General features: G+C 51.7%; 18 protein-coding genes. 11 read left to right on the top strand and 7 right to left on the bottom strand.

The annotated features are described in order from the left end of the window. Window positions 1-69: 69 nt before the first annotated feature. A complete protein-coding gene (locus K0I63_RS08010; protein ID WP_220083077.1) occupies window positions 70-2,289 on the bottom strand; it encodes an NADP-dependent isocitrate dehydrogenase in 2,220 nt (739 codons plus the stop codon). 274 nt (window positions 2,290-2,563) lie between these two features. Between K0I63_RS08010 and rluE the strand changes: the two genes are divergently transcribed. From rluE to K0I63_RS07980, 6 genes are all read left to right on the top strand, one after another. Beyond that, on the top strand, window positions 2,564-3,376 hold the full coding sequence (gene rluE / locus K0I63_RS08005) for a 23S rRNA pseudouridine(2457) synthase RluE (protein WP_220083076.1): 813 nt from the start codon (window positions 2,564-2,566) through the stop codon (window positions 3,374-3,376). 11 nt (window positions 3,377-3,387) lie between these two features. Further along, window positions 3,388-3,837: an NUDIX hydrolase gene (locus tag K0I63_RS08000; protein WP_220083075.1), complete on the top strand. Its 450-nt coding sequence runs from the start codon at window positions 3,388-3,390 to the stop codon at window positions 3,835-3,837. Between the two features lie 178 nt (window positions 3,838-4,015). Beyond that, window positions 4,016-5,131 (top strand): tRNA 2-thiouridine(34) synthase MnmA, encoded by a 1,116-nt coding sequence (gene mnmA, locus K0I63_RS07995; RefSeq protein ID WP_220083074.1) that lies wholly within the window; start codon window positions 4,016-4,018, stop codon window positions 5,129-5,131. 3 nt (window positions 5,132-5,134) lie between these two features. Further along, the gene (hflD, locus tag K0I63_RS07990; RefSeq protein ID WP_011865358.1) at window positions 5,135-5,752 is read left to right on the top strand and encodes a high frequency lysogenization protein HflD; all 618 of its coding nucleotides are present in this window, start codon (window positions 5,135-5,137) and stop codon (window positions 5,750-5,752) included. 32 nt (window positions 5,753-5,784) lie between these two features. Beyond that, window positions 5,785-7,155 carry an adenylosuccinate lyase gene (gene purB / locus K0I63_RS07985; protein WP_220083073.1) on the top strand — a complete coding sequence of 457 codons (1,371 nt, stop codon included), beginning with the start codon at window positions 5,785-5,787 and terminating at the stop codon, window positions 7,153-7,155. Window positions 7,156-7,350: 195 nt separating this feature from the next. Further along, the gene (locus K0I63_RS07980) at window positions 7,351-8,499 is read left to right on the top strand and encodes a ribosomal protein uL16 3-hydroxylase (protein WP_220083072.1); all 1,149 of its coding nucleotides are present in this window, start codon (window positions 7,351-7,353) and stop codon (window positions 8,497-8,499) included. 199 nt (window positions 8,500-8,698) lie between these two features. Here the strand turns inward: K0I63_RS07980 and K0I63_RS07975 are convergent, their stop codons facing one another. Continuing rightward, window positions 8,699-9,148, bottom strand: coding sequence for a DUF4826 family protein (locus tag K0I63_RS07975; protein ID WP_011865355.1), 450 nt, complete (start codon window positions 9,146-9,148; stop codon window positions 8,699-8,701). Between the two features lie 256 nt (window positions 9,149-9,404). Between K0I63_RS07975 and K0I63_RS07970 the strand changes: the two genes are divergently transcribed. Further along, window positions 9,405-10,436: a Glu/Leu/Phe/Val dehydrogenase dimerization domain-containing protein gene (locus K0I63_RS07970; RefSeq protein WP_011865354.1), complete on the top strand. Its 1,032-nt coding sequence runs from the start codon at window positions 9,405-9,407 to the stop codon at window positions 10,434-10,436. 250 nt (window positions 10,437-10,686) lie between these two features. After that, window positions 10,687-11,031, top strand: coding sequence for a hypothetical protein (locus K0I63_RS07965; RefSeq protein ID WP_220083071.1), 345 nt, complete (start codon window positions 10,687-10,689; stop codon window positions 11,029-11,031). Between the two features lie 135 nt (window positions 11,032-11,166). Here the strand turns inward: K0I63_RS07965 and K0I63_RS19980 are convergent, their stop codons facing one another. From K0I63_RS19980 to ppsA, 5 genes are all read right to left on the bottom strand, one after another. Then, window positions 11,167-11,475, bottom strand: coding sequence for a PliI family lysozyme inhibitor of I-type lysozyme (locus tag K0I63_RS19980; RefSeq protein ID WP_258406969.1), 309 nt, complete (start codon window positions 11,473-11,475; stop codon window positions 11,167-11,169). A gap of 216 nt (window positions 11,476-11,691) precedes the next feature. Next, window positions 11,692-12,108 (bottom strand): MarR family winged helix-turn-helix transcriptional regulator, encoded by a 417-nt coding sequence (locus K0I63_RS07955; protein ID WP_033540720.1) that lies wholly within the window; start codon window positions 12,106-12,108, stop codon window positions 11,692-11,694. Between the two features lie 123 nt (window positions 12,109-12,231). After that, the gene (locus K0I63_RS07950; RefSeq protein WP_220083069.1) at window positions 12,232-12,681 is read right to left on the bottom strand and encodes a DUF1285 domain-containing protein; all 450 of its coding nucleotides are present in this window, start codon (window positions 12,679-12,681) and stop codon (window positions 12,232-12,234) included. A 77-nt stretch (window positions 12,682-12,758) separates the two neighbouring features. Then, window positions 12,759-15,821, bottom strand: coding sequence for a D-2-hydroxyglutarate dehydrogenase YdiJ (gene ydiJ / locus K0I63_RS07945; protein ID WP_220083068.1), 3,063 nt, complete (start codon window positions 15,819-15,821; stop codon window positions 12,759-12,761). A gap of 109 nt (window positions 15,822-15,930) precedes the next feature. Further along, window positions 15,931-18,300 (bottom strand): phosphoenolpyruvate synthase, encoded by a 2,370-nt coding sequence (gene ppsA / locus K0I63_RS07940; protein ID WP_220083067.1) that lies wholly within the window; start codon window positions 18,298-18,300, stop codon window positions 15,931-15,933. Window positions 18,301-18,426: 126 nt separating this feature from the next. On the opposite strand from ppsA, the gene ppsR reads away from it, so the two are divergent. The 3 genes from ppsR to K0I63_RS07925 all read left to right on the top strand — a co-directional run bounded on the left by ppsR (window position 18,427) and on the right by K0I63_RS07925 (window position 21,058). Further along, window positions 18,427-19,239, top strand: a complete 813-nt coding sequence (gene ppsR / locus K0I63_RS07935) for a posphoenolpyruvate synthetase regulatory kinase/phosphorylase PpsR (protein ID WP_011865347.1) — start codon at window positions 18,427-18,429, stop codon at window positions 19,237-19,239. 177 nt (window positions 19,240-19,416) lie between these two features. Further along, window positions 19,417-20,478 carry a 3-deoxy-7-phosphoheptulonate synthase gene (locus K0I63_RS07930; RefSeq protein ID WP_220083066.1) on the top strand — a complete coding sequence of 354 codons (1,062 nt, stop codon included), beginning with the start codon at window positions 19,417-19,419 and terminating at the stop codon, window positions 20,476-20,478. A gap of 154 nt (window positions 20,479-20,632) precedes the next feature. Then, window positions 20,633-21,058 (top strand): acyl-CoA thioesterase, encoded by a 426-nt coding sequence (locus K0I63_RS07925; RefSeq protein WP_144198630.1) that lies wholly within the window; start codon window positions 20,633-20,635, stop codon window positions 21,056-21,058. Window positions 21,059-21,303: the final 245 nt, after the last annotated feature.

Genomic DNA, 21,303 nt, shown 5'->3' with positions numbered 1-21,303 from the left:
ATCGCTAACAGGTACCTTTAAAGCAATAAAAAAGGGCGCCGTGGCGCCCTCTTTCATTAGATGGCTAAATTAGCCAATCAGCTGGTTCAGCGTCGCACTTGGACGCATCGCCGCTTCCGCCTTAGCGGCATCCAGGCGATAGTAACCGCCTAAATCAACCGCAGGGCCCTGCGCACCATTTAACTCGGCAACAATATTGGCTTCGTTATTGGTTAGCGCTTCGGCAAGTGGCGCGAACTGCGCTTTTAGCTCAGCATCGCTATCCTGTGCGGCCAGAGCCTCTGCCCAGTACATCGCCAGGTAGAAATGGCTACCACGGTTATCCAGCTCTCCCACACGACGTGAAGGCGAACGGTTTTCATCGAGGAACTTACCGATAGCATTGTCCAGCGCATCGGCCAATACCTGCGCCTTAGGGTTGCCGTAGTTTTGGCTCAGGTGCTCGAGTGACGCGCCCAGTGCCAGGAACTCACCCAGAGAATCCCAACGTAGGTGACCCTCTTTCTCTACCTGTTGAACATGCTTAGGGGCACTACCACCGGCACCTGTCTCGAACAATCCACCACCACTCATCAAAGGCACGATTGACAGCATCTTTGCGCTGGTCCCCAGCTCAAGAATTGGGAAGAGATCGGTAAGGTAGTCACGTAGCACGTTACCGGTTACCGAGATGGTATCCAGACCTTGCTTGATGCGCTCCAGTGAGAAACGAGTCGCCGCCACAGGCGCCATGATGTGGATCTCGAGTCCATCGGTATCATGCTCAGGCAGATACTGCTTCACCTTGGCAATCAGCTGTGCGTCGTGGGCACGGTTCTCGTCTAACCAGAACACGGCTGGCGTAGATGACAGACGCGCACGATTAACGGCAAGCTTAACCCAGTCACGAATAGGCGCATCTTTAACCTGACACATTCTCCAGATATCACCGGCTTCGACGTCGTGAGACATCAAGAGGTTACCGGCGGCATCGACAACCTTGACCACACCGTCGGCGGCGATTTCGAAGGTCTTGTCATGGCTACCATATTCTTCGGCCTTCTGCGCCATCAGGCCCACGTTTGGCACGCTGCCCATGGTGGTTGGATCGAAGGCGCCATTTTCTTTACAGAATTGGATAGTTTCCTGGTAAACACCTGCATAGCAACGATCTGGGATCAGCGCCTTGGTGTCTTTTAGCTTGCCATCAGGGCCCCACATCTGACCTGATGAGCGGATCGCCGCAGGCATAGAAGCATCGATGATCACATCGCTTGGCACGTGCAGGTTGGTGATACCACGGTCTGAATCAACCATCGCCAGGGCTGGACGCTCGGCGTAGATAGCGGCGATGTCAGCTTCGATCTCGACCTTCTTGTCGGCTGGTAGGCTGGCTATCTTGGCATAGACGTCACCGAAACCGTTATTTACATCGACGCCCAGCTCTTCAAACAGCTGGCCATGCTTTTCAAACAGTGACTTGTAGAACACCTTAACCGCGTGACCGAACATGATAGGGTCAGAAACCTTCATCATGGTCGCTTTAAGGTGCAGAGACAGCAATACATCTTCGGCCTTAGCGGCCTCGATTTCGCGCTCCATGAAGGCAACCAGAGCTTTCTTGCTCATGGTCGAAGCGTCAATCACCTCACCAGCCAGTAACTTAAGGCCAGCTTTCAGTGTCTTGCTGCTACCATCTTTACCTTCAAACAGGATATCTATGCTGGTTGGCTCGGCAACCGTCACCGACTGCTCGCTACCGTAGAAATCGCCGGCTTCCATGTGCGCAACATGAGACTTAGAATCGCTGCTCCAGGCACCCATTGAGTGTGGGTTCTTCTTGGCGTAGTTTTTTACAGAAGTCGGCGCGCGGCGATCTGAGTTACCTTCACGCAGCACTGGGTTAACGGCACTCCCTTTGATCTTGTCATAACGCGACTTGATATCGGCTTCTGCATCATTTTGCGGCTCATCAGGGTAGTTAGGCAGTGCATAACCCTTATCTTGCAGCTCTTTGATACAAGCTTTTAGCTGTGGAATCGAGGCGCTGATGTTTGGCAGCTTGATGATATTTGCTTCTGGCTTAGTGGCCAGCTCACCCAGCTCGGCGAGCGCGTCAGAGATCTGCTGTTCTGGCTTTAAGAATTCAGGGAAATTGGCAATAACACGGCCAGATAAAGAGATGTCGCGTGTCTCAACGCCAACTCCGGCGGCTGCGGTAAAATGCTTGATAATAGGCAACAGAGATAGGGTCGCGAGAGCCGGAGCTTCATCTGTCTCCGTATAGATGATCGTTGGATTGTCGTTCATTATTACTTCCTACGTTTTTTTGTAAAATAAATCGTTTATTAATCAAACCACTATGATGTCATTATTATAATTTTACGATGGCGAATGCGAGGCATGAAAAGGATAAATCGTAAGGGTGAACGCCCTGGGGCTCTCCCCTGACACTTAAACCGATTTAATGCAAAACAAAGCGCGGTTAACATCTCAAAATCTGTTCACGTTTTGCTATCGATCACATTTAGTTGGCCGACATCATAAATCATTCACGCCAATATTCAAATTCCACTAATGGCGAATGCACAGTACAATGTCAGCATTAGCATACACTCAGCCAAAAGTTTGCCTTGTGAGTCCAAAAACACCCAGCGCCAATAAGCTAGCTTCTCGTCGTCAGGGAGCGAAAAACAACGCCCCAGCCACTAAATCCAAAGGCAATTCTTATCAGCCAAAACGAAGAGTGAGCGCCACCGCGGCAGAGGGTGTCAAACACAAAACTAAGCTTAAATCTAAACCTAAGTCCAAACCTAAGCCTAAGTCCAAACCTAAGCCAAAGCAAAGGCCGCAGAACCCCGTCATAGTGCTGTTTAACAAGCCCTTCGATGTCTTGTGTCAATTCACCGATGAGCAGGGCCGCCAGACCTTGAAGGATTTCATCCCGATTCAAGATGTCTACGCCGCTGGCAGGCTCGACAGAGACAGCGAAGGCTTACTGCTACTGACCAACGACGGCCAGCTACAATCACGTATCACAGAGCCCAAGAAGAAAACCGATAAGACCTACTGGGTGCAGGTCGAAGGCATTCCCAGCGACGAGGCAATTCAGGCACTAAGAGATGGCGTCAGCCTCAAAGATGGTCCGACCCTGCCGGCCAAGGTAGAACGTATCGCCGAGCCGGATGTCTGGCCCCGTAATCCACCGGTGAGAGAGCGCAAACAAATCCCCACCAGTTGGCTGGCGATCACCATCTGCGAGGGACGTAATCGTCAGGTCAGGCGCATGACCGCCCATGTGGGCTACCCAACGTTAAGACTGATTCGTTATAAAATAGGTCAATGGAGCCTGGATGGTATCGCAAATGGCGAATACAAGGTGTTGCCCCAATCCTAACGAGGTAATAGATGGAACGTTATAAACCCAATGTCACCGTCGCTTGCGTCATCAATTGTGACGACAAATACCTGATGGTCGAAGAGCTCATCGATGGCAAGCTCACCTACAACCAGCCCGCAGGTCACCTAGAAGCCTTTGAGAGCCTTAATCAGGCCTGCGAGCGCGAGGTATGGGAAGAGACAGGCCTTAGCATTAAGGCGCAGTCGCTGATCAACATCTATCAATTTCAGGCTAGAGACGATCTGGCTTTCCTGCGCTTCACCTATGCTTGTGTCCTAGATGAGCCGCTCACGCCCAAGCCCCAAGACAGCGCGATTCGCCGCGCCCTGTGGATGACGCTCGATGAGATAACCCAGCTCAAGAGCCAGCTCAGAAGCCCCCTGGTACTGCAATGTATTGACGACTTTCGTCAGGGAAAACTCTTTTCGACTGAGGTGGTCAATAGCCGCTTTCTCTAGTTAGCCCAAAGTCACAATGCATGATAGAATATGCCCCCGCATATTATGGTGATGATTTTCCAGGCCAGTGATGCGCGATCAACGCGCAATTAGACACAGGGCTAAGCAGGCAAACCTGCTTGCTCAACCGCCGAAAACAGCCACCATAGCTACACGAATTTAATGGTTTTTAGGATTTATGGCAGCAATCGAACCCAATCCAAACGGTAAAAAAGTGATCGTCGGTATGTCCGGCGGTGTCGACTCATCTGTTTCGGCGTATCTCCTCATGAAACAGGGCTATCAGGTTGAAGGCCTGTTCATGAAAAACTGGGAAGAGGACGATACCGACGAGTATTGCGCCGCCGCCGAAGATCTTAAAGATGCCCAAGCCGTTTGTGACAAACTGGGGATCAAGCTGCACACGGTTAACTTTGCCGCCGAATACTGGGACAACGTGTTCGAGTACTTCCTCGCCGAATACAAAGCGGGGCGCACACCTAACCCAGATATCATGTGCAACAAAGAGATCAAGTTTAAGGCGTTTCTCGAGTTTGCCGACGACATCCTGGACGCCGACTACATCGCCATGGGCCACTATGTGCGCCGAAGCGATGCCTCGGGTCAAAGCCAAATGCTACGTGGCGTCGACGGCAACAAAGATCAGAGCTACTTCCTCTACACCTTGAGCCATGAGCAGATCGCCCGCTCCCTGTTCCCCGTGGGTGAACTGGAGAAGAGCGAAGTGCGTGAAATCGCCAAGGAGATGGGGCTGATTACCCATGACAAGAAGGACAGCACAGGCATCTGCTTTATCGGCGAGCGTAAGTTCACCGATTTTCTGCGCACCTTCCTGCCCGCGCAGCCCGGCAAGATAGAGACCGCCGAAGGCGAAGTCATAGGTGAGCACCAAGGCTTGATGTACCACACCCTGGGCCAGCGCAAGGGGCTGGGGATCGGCGGCATGAAGAACAGCAACGACGATCCTTGGTATGTGGTCGATAAAGATCTCGAACGTAACGTGTTGGTTGTCGGTCAAGGTGGCAAGCACCCTCGCCTCATGTCGGTGGGTTTCTACGCCGATCAGCTACACTGGGTCGATAGAAAAGGGCCCGTTGATGGCGCCAAGATCACGGTCAAGACACGTTACCGTCAGCAGGACGTGGCCTGTACCCTCACCTATGAAGGGGACGATCGCATCAAGGTGATCTTCGACGAGCCAGTTGCCGCCGTAACTCCTGGTCAGTCTGCCGTGTTTTATGACGGCGAAGTCTGCCTTGGCGGCGGCATCATAGACAGTCTGATTAGAGAATAAGCCGTGAGCGAGCCGATTTTCGACAGAACCATGGCCTTTGCCGGTATATTGCAGGCGATAGGTCAGGTACAAAAGGTTGCCAGACACGGCCAGGCAGACGATGAGATGCTTGGCGCCTGTCTGGGTACCATAATGGTGACCAACCCAGACAGCACTGCCGATGTATATCAAGACAAGGTCGCGCTGAATCGCGGCTACCAACTGGTGTTGAACCAGCTGGGCGATGACAAGCAGAAAGATGTCGAGGTGACCCGCTACCTTATCGGTATCCTGGCCCTGGAACGCAAGCTGTCACGCAGCTCAAACGCCATGGGCATGCTGGCCGAGCGCATCAATCAAGTACACCGCCAGCTGCACCACTTTGCCATTACCGACGAGCAGGTGGTTGCCAACTTCGCCGGCATCTACAGCGATATAATCAGCACCTTAGGCCCCAAGATACAGATCTCGGGCAATCCCGAGTACCTGAAACAACCTATGGTGCAACATAAGATACGCGCCCTGCTGCTAGCTGCCATGCGCAGCGCAGTCCTGTGGCGCCAACTTGGAGGCAAGCGCAGGCACCTTGTCTTCTCGCGAAAAACAATAGTTGATACAGCTAAGAAAAGCCTCACCCTATAAATAATAAGTTAAGTTCATTAAAGGAGCTTCTAATGGAACTTTCCGCACTAACTGCTATCTCTCCGGTAGACGGTCGTTATGGTAGTAAAACCGCCTCATTGCGAGGGATTTTCAGCGAGTACGGCCTGACCAAATACCGTGTTCAAGTCGAAATAAACTGGCTAAAGCTGCTGTCCAGCTGCCCAGAAATTGAAGAAGTTCCTCCTTTTAGCGAAGCCGCACTGGCCTTGCTCGACCAGATCAAAGACAACTTCAGCGAAGAAGACGCGCTGCGCGTGAAGGCCATCGAGGCCACCACTAACCACGATGTGAAGGCCGTTGAATACTTCATCAAAGAGAAGATCGCAGACAACAGCGAACTTACCGCCATCGGCGAGTTTGTTCACTTCGCCTGTACCTCAGAAGATATCAACAACCTGTCTCATGGCCTGATGCTGAGCGAAGCTCGCGAGCAAGTACTGGTACCATACTGCCAGCAGATCGTCGATGGCGTGAAGAAACTGGCCCATGAATATCGCTCTGTACCACTGATGTCACGTACCCATGGCCAACCAGCCTCGCCTTCTACCCTAGGTAAAGAGATGGCCAACGTTGCCGTACGTCTAGAGCGTCAGCTTAAGCAGATCCAAGCGGTTGAGATCATGGGTAAGATCAATGGCGCCGTGGGCAACTACAACGCTCACCTGTCAGCCTACCCTGAAGTTGACTGGCATACACTGTCAGAGCGTTTCGTGACTAGCCTGGGCCTTAACTGGAACCCATACACCACTCAGATCGAGCCACACGATTACATCGCAGAGCTGTTCGATGCCGTCGCCCGTTTCAATACCGTACTGATCGATTTTGACCGTGACATCTGGGGTTATATCGCCCTGGGTCACTTCAAGCAGAAGACGATTGCCGGTGAAATCGGTTCATCGACCATGCCGCACAAGGTTAACCCTATCGATTTCGAAAACTCAGAGGGTAACCTGGGTATCGCTAACGCCCTGATGCAGCACCTGGCGGCTAAACTGCCTGTGTCTCGCTGGCAGCGCGACCTGACCGACTCAACCGTACTACGTAACCTGGGTGTGGGCATGGCGCACTCGCTGATCGCTTATCAGGCAACTCTGAAAGGCATCAGCAAGCTCGAAGTGAACGAGGCTCACCTGCATGAAGAGCTGGACCAAAACTGGGAAGTATTGGCCGAGCCTGTACAAACCGTTATGCGCCGCTACGGCATCGAGAAGCCTTACGAGAAGCTAAAAGAGCTGACTCGTGGTAAGCGTATCGATGGCGAGCAACTGGCACAGTTCATCGACACTCTCGAGCTACCAGATGATGTGAAACTTGAGCTGAAAAAGATGACGCCTGCCAACTACATTGGCCGCGCCGAAGCTTTTGTGGATGATCTCAAGTAATCATCCCTAACACCTTATGAAAGGCGGTAGGCAGCAGCTTACCGCCTTTTTATTTCTGGAATATCTAGTTTCCGCAATACCTAGTTTCAGGAAGATGCGATTTTCTGACTATATTATTTCCGGATTATGTGATTTCCGGATTATGTTATTTCGGCATATACTGCCCCCTATTATTCAGGCCTGATGACCGACGCAATGTATACTCCCAACTTCGATACCCAAGAGTTTTTAGCCCATCACTGGCAGAAGCAGCCTCTGGTGATCAAAGGCGCCTTCGCGCACTTTCAAGATCCTATCGCCCCCGATGAATTGGCGGGACTCGCCTGCGAAGAGGAGGTCGCCTCGCGCATCGTCCTGACCAAAAAAGATAACTGGGAGATCATCCAGGGCCCCATCCAAGATTACTCCCCCTTTGGCGATGCCAACTGGCAGCTACTGGTCCAGGCCGTCAACCACTGGTACCCGGATGTGGAGCCCCTGGTTAACGCCTTTCGTTTCATCCCCGACTGGCGCTTCGACGATCTTATGGTCTCCTACGCCACGCCCGGTGGTGGCGTAGGACCTCACATAGACAACTATGATGTCTTCTTGCTGCAGGGCGAAGGCAGACGCCGCTGGAAAGTCGGTCCCAAGGGACAATACTCGCCCCGCGGCGGCAATACCCACACGGCGCTGATCGATGATTTTGAGCCCATCCTGGATGTGGTACTCGAGGCCGGCGACATGCTCTATATCCCGCCAGGCTTCCCTCACCGAGGTGAGACATTGGAGACGGCGCTGAGTTACTCCATAGGTTTTCGCGCGCCGAGCCAGCAGGAGCTCTTTAGCAGCATCGCCGATCACTTGATCGACACCAACGGCGGCAATAAGCGCTTTATCTCGAATCAGGAACCCGCCAGCCCAGGGCTACTGAGCGTCGAGCAGCAAACGGGCATGCTAGCCTTGGTCTCAGAGATCTTATCGCAGCCGGATCACTATCAAACCGTACTGGGTCAGACCCTGAGTCAGAACCGCTTCGAACTTGATCTGGCAGAGCAAGGGGAAAGTTACAGCCAGGAAGAGCTGATGGAAGCCCTGGAAGATGGCGCCTGTCTACAACGCATCGGCGGGCTTAAGGTGATTCGTCTCGAAGGCGATAAACACGCTAGGCTCTTTATCAATGGTGAGATCTACGGCTTTGATGCTGTTGATGATGACGATGCAGATGAGCTAGATGACGAACTTATGCTGCTGGCTAATGCATTTAGCTTCGAGGGCGAGCAGGCACTGGACCTGTGTCAGCGTGAGGCCATAGGCCAATACTTTATCTGGCTGCTTAACTCTGGCTACGCCTACCTGGCATAAGCTGGCAGATGCGAGTCTCCAGTCACTGATGCCCTGTAGCTAATGCCAAGTAGCTGATATTCTGTATCTGGTTTCAAGAAAGCGTCGAAGCTGATAACACAAAAAAGCCGCCTCAGATGGGCGGCTTTTTATTGGGCTTTAGGCTCTCGTTCAAGCGCTTTTTAAAGACACTCCTAACAGCGGTGGCTGTTTAAAACGCTTAGCCTTCTTTCCACAATTTTTCGTCGTTGTGGATCTGATACAGGCTCTCGGCACGTGACACCAACAGCTGCGCAAACTGAGCCTGAGTCTTGTCTTTTACGGCGCCAGATTTCACCAGGTTTTCCGCCTTAAGCTGCCACATCATAGAGAAATGGCGAATCGCGTCGCGCGCGGTGGCGGCGACCTTAACATCCACATAGTCTGAAGGCAGATCGCCAGACATCACCCAGAAGGTCTGTGGCTTTGGCTGCTTAGACTCCATCTTCCATACCGCGAGGAAAGGCGCAAGGTAACGGCTCTCTTCGGCAATCACTTTACTTGGGATCACCCCTTTTTCCGCCAGAAAGCGGTTTGCCTTCTGAAAATGCTCTTTAACCCATTGTTGTGTGAGGGCTTCTTGTTCTTCTGGAGTGAGTGCTTTAGTGTTCTCGACTGCTTGTTCCGTCATACTGCTTCCTATTGTTATAGTTATGCTGTGAAGGGCGAAATGGAGCTGACAAACTGCATATTGCGTGAAAATTCACACACAACTTTACGTTAACGTAAAGTGGAAAGCAAAATTGCCACACCGATCACAATTAATCCCAATCTTTGCTTTGTTGAGAGTATCGCTAAATGCTATCGTTCTGCAATAAATATAACAAGCCGTCGAAGGCGCCTCTTTGGCATTCGGCGTTTTAATTCCCAAGCGGAGAACTCATAAAGTGGCAGTATTTAATCATATCTCATTTGATGACCACGAACAGGTCGTATTTTGTCATGATAAAGAAAGTGGCTTACGTGCAATCATAGCCATTCACAACACCAACCTGGGCCCAGCGGTCGGCGGTTGCAGAATGTGGAACTATGAGTCTGATGACGAAGCACTGACCGACGTATTACGTCTGTCTCGTGGCATGACCTACAAGAACGCCCTCGCCGGTCTGGCAATGGGTGGCGGTAAGTCGGTGATCATCGCCGATCCTAAAGTGGAAAACCGTGAAGCCCTGTTCCGCGCCTTCGGTCGTTGTATTCATACTCTGGGTGGTAAGTACTACTCTGCAGAAGATGTGGGCGTGTCTACCAGCGACATCATGATTGCTCACCAGGAAACCCCATACATGGCGGGTCTTGAAGGTCAGAGCGGTGACCCATCACCATTTACTGCGCTTGGCACCTACTTGGGTATCAAGGCTGCCGTTAAGCATCAACGTGGCCTGGACAGCCTCAAGGGCCTTAAGATTGCCGTTCAGGGCGTTGGCCACGTAGGTTACTACCTGTGTCGTCACCTGCACGAAGAAGGCGCCGAGCTGATCGTAACCGACATTCACCAGTCTTCACTGGACAAGGTCGCTACCGAGTTTGGTGCTACCGTGGTTGCGCCTCAAGATATCTATCATCAAGATGTCGATATCTACGCACCATGTGCCCTGGGTGCTACCATCAACGACACCACGATTCCGCTGTTGAAGGCTAAAATTGTGGCAGGTTGTGCCAACAACCAGCTTGCCGAACTGCGCCATGGCGAGAAGCTTAAAGAGCTGGGCATCCTGTACGCGCCAGACTATGTGATCAACGCCGGCGGTATCATCAACGTCTCGTTCGAAAAAGATTACGACGCACAAAAATCTACCGCCAAGGTAGAAGAGATCTACAACACACTGCTGAAGATCTTCGAGCAGTCTGACGCGCAAAACCGCACCACAGCGGATGTTGCCGACGAACTGGCTCGCGCCATCATCAACGGCGAAAAATAATTTCTGGTGCTAGCCGGATTGAAAAACCACCGACAAGTTCGGTGGTTTTTTTATTGCCTGCAACCCGAGTTTTTCACCAAGTCATAGCCTAATCAACCGATAAAAAACAGCACAAAAATTTTCTGATTCAATTTTTCTTTTAGCGCCAAAGAGATAATTTTCAGACACAGATTTTTCACAAAGGCGTACTGGAAAATGTCATATTCCTCTGCTTGACTTAGAGGCTCATCATCTTCGCTAGGATTGCATTATGATAAGTTTCAAGTACCACTTTAATCAGGATTTGGTGGAGTTACAGGCCAGTAACTGGATAGGTCTGGAGCAGGTATTTGTTAACGGCAAGCGGGTCTCGCGTAAGCTTAATTTCGGCCCCAAGAGCGAACATGAGGTGCAGCTGCACAGTGGTGCTCCCTGTAAGTTTCAACTGTTAATCGATCCCAACAGCGAGCAGATGATCTGCCGCATCTACAAGCAAAATCGCCTGATCACCAGCATCAAACAGGGAAAGGAAAACCTGATGCAGAGTCGTCTTTTGCTGCAATCTGTCATCATAGTGATGGCCGTCTCGAGCCTGGGCATGTTGCTGGTGGTGTAACTCAAAGTGACGACATCCCGAGCTTAATCGCCTATTCAAATAAAAAAACAGATCTAACTAGACAGACACAATAGCGCAGACAAGTATTCAAGATTCTGTGACCATCCGCGCCAAGACACCAAAATAAAGCTCAGCTTATTGGCAAAGCGTCAGGCTTTCCCCCACCACACAGACGGCTTGAGTGCTCTGATAGTTACCGCTGCCCGCCGTTACCATGGTAACCACAAGCTTCTGTTGCTTCTGGCTATTATCCACCAGCTCGGCCTTTAGGATGGTGCCGTCTCGCACGAAGGCCAGACTAGCGGCAAAATCCCCCACATCCAAGTTGCGATAAAGACTCACCTGCACGCTGCCGATAGATCTTGGCTCCAGCGCCCCCTCGACCACCACCAGGCTGTAGCCGTTTGCCAGCGTAAAGGCTTTGGCGTAGCTATCACTGCTCACACTCGATGCACCAACCGCTTCTGGCTCGGAGGCAGTAGCTTGAGATGTGGAAGAGTGAGTTGAGGATTGGGTTGAGGATTGGGTTGAAGACTTGGGCGATTTCTCGATATTGACCATACAAGCAGACAGGCTCATTACAAGCGCAGCAGTAAGCAGAGGTTTCAGCATTTTGATCATCCGTTGATTTAGGTGAGGTTTGATAATAGGTCAGATTGCCTAAGATAGGCCATTGATCTTATTGAGTAGATAGATAAATTGTTGCGATTCAAATTCAGACAGATTACCGAGAAACTGCTCGTTGACCCGCTCGGCCTCGCAGATAAGGTCTTGCTCCAACGCCTTGGCACTGTCGGTTAAGAAAATTTTAAAGGCGCGGCGATTGTCCGCCTCCTGATGACGGGTGATATAGCCCTGTACCTGCAGCTGATCTAACAGGCGGGTCATGGTGTAGTTAGCCACGTCACAGCGCTTAGACAACTCTGTCTGGGTGATCCCCTCCTCCTGCCACAGGGCAAACAGAACGGGCCAGAGCTTAATGTCTAGCTCATAGCGCTTTAGCCTCTCATCCAAGGCCTTCTGAAGCTCGATATTAAGATGAGACACCAAGTATCCCAAGCTTTCATAATGTTTCAATCAGCACCTCCAGATACAGCGGTCATGCATTAATACTAACATCTGGTCCTAAAGAAACTAGGGCTCGGCTAACGCTAATTCGTAACGAAAAACCAATTGCCTTATCTAATAAAGGCTTAACTCTTAATTCGCGTCGCCGTCTTGATTTAGCAGGTATTGCTCGATAAAACGATAATAACAGGCTCTTCCAAGTTTAGCCGATAATCCCCTGGCTAAGGAGACTGATATTACCGCCTCATCCACTACAAACATATCTCTGCTTGCCACCTGGAGCTGGGTACCTATCGAGCTGGTCAGGGTAAAATGTCCGTCTTGCGTCTCTTCATAATCATTGATAATAAAGGGAAACTCGGCAACCTCTACCCTCACCGTCTCCACCGGCGTCATCAGAAAATATCCCTCAGATTTATGGTGCAAAATGGTGGCAAACAGGCGGCAAAATTTATCGGGCAGAGGCTCGCCGCGATAAAACCAGCGTCCCTTGTTATCGATATGAAACAGCGGCGCCTCATCGCATAGCGGCGCCCCTTGAGTGATTTGCCGCAGCTGCGCGGCGGGCTCGAGGTCAGGCATAGTCTCTCGTTAGCTCATTAGCCATGCACTGATTAACCATGAACAGACTAGCCATGAACAGATTAGCCATGCATTTACTAACCATTGTCGATAAGACTCAGCAGCGCCTGCACCGGATGCTTAGGTTTGAAGCCACCGAAACGCTTCACCTGGCTTCGACAAGAATAACCTGAGATCAATATCTGCTCATGCGGCAGCGATTCTATGGCCTTCTCCCAGGACATCTCATACAGCGCCTTGGAGCGCTTTAGGTTATCACTCTCATGACCATAGGTGCCCGCCATGCCGCAGCAGCCAAGGCTGACTGTGCTCAGCTCGGCGCCAAATGCGCTAAAGATCGCCTGCCACTCTTTAGCCGTATTGGGCTTGGCCGTCGATTCGGTGCAGTGGCTGAACCAGGTAAACTGCCTATTCGCATTAGTCGCATTAGCTGACTTAGCTTTTGGCGCGACGGTCTCGATCACCTTGAGCAGCCATTCGTTGGCCAGCAGCACATTAAAGTCGCCACGATTTTCAGCCAAGATCTCTTTATATTCATCGCGATAGCAGAGCACCATGGCAGGATCTACCCCCACCATAGACATGCCAAGGGCGTGCACCTGATTCAAGAAATCGGCGCTGGACTGAGCCGTCTTGGCAAACTTATCCAGGAAACCTTTAATATGAATCGGCTTGCCATTTGGTTTAAAGGGAAGCAGCACTGGCTTGAAGCCCAGCTTCTCGATGAGCTTAATAAAGTGATAAACCGTCTCGGCCTCGTAGAAGCTGTTGAACGGGTCTTGCACTACCAGCACATATTGGTCACGCTCACTTTGTGGGATCTGCTGCAAGGCATTCAGGTCATAGCCACGGCAGGCGTGATTCTCCAGACGCTGCTTAAGCGTCGGTACTGACAGCGCCGGCGCATCCACATAGCCGATAGATTGTTTAATCACCCACTGACTCAGTTTGTTTTGTGAGGCAAAGTTGGTGATCTGAGGCACCTTGGCCATCAATGGCAGACTCTCTTCAATCCCCGCCACCAGATAGTCTTTCACAGGTCTAAGATAGCGCTGGTAATAGATGTTAAAGAACTGCGCCCTGAACTTGGGCACATCCACCTTCACAGGACACTGAGACGAGCACGCCTTACAGGCGAGACAGCCCTTCAACGACTCCATCACCTCGTGGGAGTAATCATATTCGCGCTCTTTCTTCAGGGTGTTCTGGGTGCGCTGCAGCCAGCCCAGAGGCTTGGCCTTTGCTAAGGCCTCGACATCCACGCCTTCGGCTTCTAATAAGCGCAGCCATTCGCGCATCAGACCCGCGCGCCCCTTCGGCGATTGTACCCTGTCTCCGGTCACCTTAAATGAGGGGCACATGGGCGAATAGACGCTGTAGTTGAAACAGAGGCCATTGCCGTTACAGTTCATCACATCGGGGAAGGCCTCGCGGGTGTTGACCGGGATCTGACGATCGAAGGCTCCGCGCTTAACGCTGTCGACATTATAGAGCAGAGGTCCGCTGCCCTTGGGCGCCACCAGCTTGCCGGGGTTAAGCTTGTTATTGGGGTCGAAATAACCTTTGACCTCTTCGAGCAGACCAAACAGAGTCTCGCCGAACACAGATGGGCCATACTCGCCACGCACCCCCTTACCATGCTCGCCCCACATCAGGCCGCCATACTTGAGGGTCAAGGCCGCCACCTGATCCGATACCGTCTTGAGCAGTCGCTCATCTTGCGGATCGCACATATCCAGCGCCGGACGCACATGCAGCACGCCGGCATCTACGTGACCGAACATGCCATATTGCAGCTCATGGCTGTCCAGCAGCGCCCTGAACTCCAAGATAAAGTCGGCCAGCTTCTCAGGCGGCACAGCGGTATCTTCGGCGAAGGCGATAGGTTTACGGCTTCCCTTGGTGGCGCCAAGCAGCCCCACCGCCTTCTTGCGCATGGCGTAGATGGTGTTGATGCTCGCCTTATCCGATGTGACCTGATAACCCAGCAGGCCAGCCTGCTTAGCGGCAAGCTGAGTATCGAGCATCGCCTCTAATTGTTTAACTTTGGCTTCCACCTCTTCTGGCTCACCGGCGAACTCCACCATGTTGAGGCCATCGATGGAGGCGCGCGGCACATCTTCAATCAGAGATGACACCGAATGCCAGATGATATCCTGCTTGGCCAGATTTAGAACCTTAGAGTCCACTGTTTCCACCACGGTCGCCTTGGCCTTAACCAAGTCCGGCGCGTGACGCAGCGCCGACTGGAAAGAGTCATACTTGATGTTGACCATCATACGGGTCTTGGGCAGTGGCGTTATATCCAGCTTGGCCTCGGTGACCACCGCCAGCGTGCCTTCGGAGCCGGTAAGAATGCGCGACAGGTTGAACTCATCGACAGCCTCGTTCCAGACATTTTTCAGATCATAACCCGTCAGGAAACGGTTGAGCTTGGGAAAACGGCTCTCCACCTCGCCTCTGTGCTCCCGTGTCATGCGAGCGATATCACGCTGCAGCGCCTGCCCCAGGCTTGGGGACTCCAGCGCATCTAAGGCTTCGAGCGCTTTTAAGTCCAGCGGCTTGGTCTCCAACACGCTACCGTCGTAAAGTACGCTGGTCAGCTCGAGCACATGATCAGAAGTCTTGCCATAGACCAGCGAGCCGGCGCCTGAGGCGTCTGTGTTGATCATGCCGCCCATGGTAGCGCGGTTAGAGGTTGAGAGATCTGGACTAAAGAAGAAACCATGGGGGCGCAGTGCATCGTTAAGTGCATCTTTGACCACACCGGCCTGCACCCTCACCCAGCGCTCCTTCTCGTTGATCTCAATCACCTGATTGAAATAACGCGACAGATCCAAAATGAGGCCATGGGTCAACGACTGACCGTTAGTGCCTGTGCCGCCCCCGCGCGCACTAAAGACTACCTGTTTAAACTCTGGCTTAGTCGCCAGGGTCATGATCAGCTTAACATCGGCCTGAGTCTTGGGATACAAGACCGCCTGAGGCAGAAACTGGTAGACAGAGTTATCCGTTGCCTGGGCGAGACGCGCGCTGTAACGCTTATCGATATCGCCACAATAATTGCTCTGGGCAAGGGCGTCGAGAAACGCCAAATAGACAGGCTCTAGGGTCTGTTGATGGGATAACTTAGGGAGCATGATGACTTCTTTTCAATTGGTGTTTATTAAAATAATGTTGCCATTATAAACAAAAAAAAGCCGCTAAAAAGCGGCTTTCGTCAATTAGCTTATTCTATCTAAAGAATAATTAAGCGTGAGCTTCACCCAGGTATAACCAGGTATCGATCACTGTATCTGGGTTAAGCGATACGGTATCGATGCCTTGCTCTACCAACCAAGCCGCAAAGTCGGCGTGGTCAGAAGGACCTTGACCACAGATACCCACGTAAGCGCCTTTCGCCTTAGCGGCCTTGATAGCCATTGCCAGCAGAGCCTTAACGGCTTCGTTACGCTCGTCGAACAGGTGACTGATGATGCCAGAGTCACGGTCCAGACCTAGGGTTAGCTGGGTCAAGTCGTTCGAACCGATTGAGAAACCGTCGAAGATCTCGAGGAACTGGTCGGCTAGCAGGGCGTTAGACGGCAGCTCACACATCATGATGACGCGTAGACCATCTTTACCACGCTCCAAGCCTTGCTCTTTCAGCAGTTCGATAACCTGACGGCCTTCTTCCAGTGTACGTACGAATGGGATCATGATCTCTACATTCGTCAGCCCCATCTCATTGCGTACACGCTTGATGGCTTCACACTCTAGGGCGAAACAGTCACGGAACGACTCAGAAATGTAACGGCTCGCACCGCGGAAGCCCAGCATTGGGTTCTCTTCTTCCGGCTCGTAACGGTCACCACCAACCAGGTTAGCGTACTCGTTAGACTTGAAGTCTGACATACGTACGATAACTTTCTTCGGATGGAAGGCAGATGCGATAGTCGCGATACCTTCAACCAGACGCGCCACGTAGTATTCTACTGGTGACTCGTAGCCGGCGATCATCTCGTGGATCTCTTGCTGCAGCTCGGCGCTTTGGTCGTTGAACTCAAGCAGCGCCTTAGGGTGAATACCGATCATACGGTTGATGATGAACTCGAGACGGGCCAGACCCACACCTTCGTTAGGCAGACGAGCGAAGTCGAACGCTCTATCTGGATTACCCACGTTCATCATGATCTTCATCGGTAGTTCAGGCATAGAATCGACGCGAGAAGACATGACGTCAAACTCTTGGATACCTTCGTAGATGTAACCTGTGTCGCCTTCGGCACAAGAAACAGTTACCTGCTGACCGTGCTTGATCTTGTCTGTGATGTCGCCACAACCTACTACCGCTGGTACACCGAGTTCACGGGCGATGATCGCCGCGTGACAAGTACGGCCACCACGGTTAGTAACGATAGCGCTGGCGCGCTTCATGATTGGCTCCCAATCTGGGTCAGTCATATCGGTAACCAGTACGTCACCTTCTTGGATCTGGTCCATATCTTCGATAGAAGCCAGTACCTTAGCGGTACCGTTACCGATCTTATGACCGATGGCACGACCTTCGCCAATCACTTCGCTCTTAGTCTTGAGGTGGAAACGTTCGATCAGCTGTACATCTTCACGTGAACGTACGGTTTCTGGACGCGCCTGTACGATATACAGTTTGCCGTCGTTACCATCTTTAGCCCACTCGATGTCCATTGGACGACCGTAGTGTTTCTCGATGATCATGGCTTGCTTAGCCAGCTCCATCACCTCTGCATCGCTGATAGAGAACTGACGACGCATGTCGGCAGGTACATCTTCAATCTTCACCTGCTTACCGTGGCTCAGGTCGTCAGAGTAAACCATCTGAATCAACTTGCTACCGATGTTGCGGCGAACAACGGCCTTGTGACCTGCGGTCAGGCTTGGCTTGTGAACATAGAACTCATCTGGGTTCACCGCGCCTTGTACGACCATCTCACCCAGGCCGAATGAAGAGGTCACGAAGACCACATCGTTGTTACCTGACTCGGTGTCCATGGTGAACATTACACCTGAAGCGGCGGTGTCTGAACGAACCATACGCTGTACGCCAGCTGAAAGCGCAACGCCTTTGTGGTCATAACCTTGGTGTACACGGTATGAGATAGCTCGGTCGTTAAAGAGAGAGGCGAATACGTGCTTGATAGCAACCAGTACTGCGTCGAAGCCTTTAACGTTCAGGAAAGTTTCCTGTTGGCCGGCAAATGAAGCATCTGGCATATCTTCAGCAGTCGCTGAAGAGCGTACTGCGAACGATGCATCCTTAGTTTCTGAGGAAAGCTTGTCGTACGACTCACGTACAACCTGCTCAAATTCGCTATGGAATGGGGTATCGATAACCCACTGTCGGATCTGTGCACCTGCGGTGGCGAGTGCATTCACGTCGTCGACGTCTAGAGCTTCTAGCGTCTCGTATATCTTCTGGTTAAGTCCGCTTTGTTCAAGAAATTCATTGAACGCAAAGGAAGTGGTCGCAAAGCCACCAGGCACTTGAACACCTGCATTAGCTAGATTGCTGATCATCTCCCCAAGAGAGGCATTTTTACCGCCTACCTTGTTGACGTCACCCATGCCTAATTCTTGATACCAGAGTACATATTGCTGCACAGTTCTATCTCCGCAAGTTTATTTCAGTGTGGCCCCTTCACACGAGGGCAGCGGCATTTTACACTCCACAGCAAGACGCGTAAATCTATAATTTTATTTGTAATTTTATTACTACAAGAGGTCAAAATGTCACGTAAAGTCTTTTATATCTCAGATGGGACGGCGATCACGGCCGAGGTTTTTGGCCATGCGGTACTGTCTCAATTTCCAGTTGAGTTTGAAGCACTTACTATTCCATTTGTCGAGACGACTCAGAAAGCCGAGGCGGTAAAAGCACAAATTAATGATTGTTTTATTACAACAGGCGAACGACCACTTGTGTTCCATTCTATCGTCAAAGCCGAGATCCGAGACATCATCTACAGCAGTGAGTGTATCGACTATGACTTCTTGAACACCTTCGTTGCCCCCCTGGAAGATCAGTTAGGCGTCAAGGCGGTTCCGGTCACCCACAGAACTCACGGCAAGGCAAACCACAGCTATGAGGCACGTATCGACGCCATCAATTACGCCATGGAAAACGATGACGGCCAGACCCTCAAACATATCGACAAGGCCGACATAGTGCTTCTGGGTGTTTCCCGTTGCGGCAAGACTCCCAGCAGCCTCTATCTGTCGATGCAGTTTGGCATCAAGGCGGCCAACTATCCCTTCATCGAAGATGACATGGACAACCTTAAGCTCCCCGAGGTGTTAAAGAAGAACAAACATAAGCTGTTTGGTCTGACTATCGACCCTGTGCGCCTGCATGAGATCCGTCAGAGCCGCATGGAAAACAGCCGTTACTCCTCGCTGAGACAGTGCCGTATCGAGGTGAAAGAGGTTGAGATGATGTATAAGCGCGAGCGCATTCCCTTCGTCAACACCACCAACCACTCGGTAGAAGAGATCGCCACCAAGATTCTGGATGTCACAGGTCTGGAACGTCATATGTTCTAAAACTGCGCTTACCTCTGCCTATATAGAGGCAAGTTAAGCGCCCCAAATGGCAAGCTAACTGCACAGATGTAGACAAATACCGGAAATTTTCATCTGTTTACCCCTGTGCAGCTAGCAACTATTGGTTATAATCCGAGGCAATCAGGCGAAAGCCAAGACAAACGCTCGGTATATTGAATGACCATTAAAACAGACGAACTACGCACCACATTACTATGTAAGGCCATTTCACCTGCTAAACTCGCATCTGAATACCCGCTTACTCAAGACGCCGCCGACTACCTGGTTCAACAGAGACGTGAAGTTGAAGCCATTCTCACAGGTGAAGACAAACGTCTTCTGGTGATCATCGGCCCCTGCTCTATCCACGACACCCAGGCTGCCATCGACTACGCTAAGCGTCTGGCCGTGCTACACAAAGAACTCAAAGACTCACTCTGCATCCTGATGCGCGTCTATTTCGAGAAACCTCGTACCACGGTTGGCTGGAAGGGACTGATCTCAGATCCGGATCTCGACGGTAGCTTTAATGCGAACAAGGGCCTGCGCCTGGCGCGTCACCTGCTGCAAGAGATCACCGAGCTAAACTTGCCTATCGCCACCGAATTTTTGGATATGGTTAACGGTCAGTATATTGCCGACCTCATCACTTGGGGCGCGGTTGGCGCCCGAACCACTGAGAGTCAGATCCACCGTGAAATGGCCTCGGCGCTCTCCTGCCCGGTCGGCTTTAAAAACGGTACCGACGGCAACATCAACATCGCCATCGACGCGGTCCGCGCCGCCAAGGAACCGCACATCTTCTACTCGCCAGATAAAGATGGCGCCATGGCCGTTTATCGCACCAGCGGTAACCCTTATGGCCACATCATACTGCGTGGCGGCAAGCAGCCGAACTACCATGAGGCCGACATTCAGGCTGCGGCGCAGAAGCTTAAAGAGGTGGGCCTGTCTCACCGCATGGTGGTGGATTTTAGCCACGGCAACAGCCAAAAGCAGCATAAGCGTCAACTCGAAGTCGCCAAAGATATCATGACGCAGGTCGCCTCAGGCTCGACCGCGATTGCCGGCATCATGGCAGAGAGCTTTATCGAAGAGGGCAACCAGAAGGTGGTTGCCGGTGAACCACTGGTTTACGGTAAGAGCATCACGGATGCCTGCCTCGACTGGGCCGACTCGGAAAAGCTACTGCGAGACCTTGCTGCAGCCTCTAAGGCGCGCATGGCAAAGCTTAGCTAATACCTAATATGCATATTTTAAAAAGGCTTCCTCGTGAAGCCTTTTTTAATGTCATGAAACCCACCACATTCCCGGGCTACAGCGCTGTCATTACGCCGCGATTATCAGTATAATCCGCCGGTTTTTTTTCAATGCATAACCTTAAGGTTGCCGTATGCCCCTAACCGATACAGAAACTCAGTATTCTGACGCCATTCGCGCGCGCATCGCGCAGTCAGAAGCCCGGGTGATCAAAGCGATTTTTCCCTCAATCACCAACCATCACAACACCCTCTTTGGTGGCGAGGCGCTGGCCTGGATGGATGAGACCGCCTTTATCGCCGCTACCCGCTTCTGCCGCAAGACACTAGTGACCGTCAGTTCAGACCGTATCGACTTCAATAAGTCGATTCCTGCCGGTACCCTGGCAGAGATCATCGCCAACGTGATCTATGTGGGTAACACCTCCCTCAAGGTTGAGGTCAACATCTTTGTCGAAGATATGTACCAAGATCATCGTGAGCATGCCATACGCGGCGTCTTTACCTTTGTGGCGCTGGATGAAGATCGTAAACCCACTAAGGTGTGGAGCGGCGACTGATTTTAAGAAGGTCTCCTGTCGGCGGGCGCACACCTGCCGACTTATCGCCTCTCACCTTCCCTAACCTCGCACCTCTCGCCTCTCGCCTCTTACCTTCCCTAACCTCGCACCTCGTATCTCCCGCTCTCAGCCGAAGACTCATTAGACTTAAGTCTAATAATTGTTTGTAAAAACGAAAAAATCCCGTCGCCCAGACACAAAAGCAATAGAATACTGAGTCATTTATCTGTTACATTGACTTTACC

Origin of the sequence: Shewanella rhizosphaerae, from assembly GCF_019457655.1 — a bacterium.
Classification (GTDB): domain Bacteria; phylum Pseudomonadota; class Gammaproteobacteria; order Enterobacterales; family Shewanellaceae; genus Shewanella; species Shewanella loihica.
This window is presented reverse-complemented; position numbering and strand designations above follow the sequence as displayed.